Below are 363 nucleotides of genomic sequence, written 5' to 3' on the forward strand. Positions count from 1 at the left end.
TTGACCTTCTTGCAGTTGGGCGACATCACGCTGCAACGCCTTCTGCCCTTCTTGGAGCTGGGCAACATCCTTTTGAATTTGGGAAACCGTGGTTTCTAATGTCCGTTGACCTTCTTGCAGTTGNNNTTGACCTTCTTGCAGTTGGGTGACTTCCTTCTGAAGCTGGGATACGTCTTGGCGAATGTGTCCGACTGTGCCTTCCAACCGCTCAAGCCTGTCGTGGACTGGTTTCAGTTCTTCTTGCAAGACGGAACGAAGCAATTCTTTCAGCTCTTGGCTCATGGCTTCACCTCCTTGCTCTGATTATAGCATGGCCAGTGAAGCACATAGAAACAAAATAAGTTAACCCGTGGTGCTAGATAA

The organism is Geobacillus sp. ZGt-1 (assembly GCF_001026865.1).
GTDB lineage: Bacteria > Bacillota > Bacilli > Bacillales > Anoxybacillaceae > Geobacillus > Geobacillus thermoleovorans.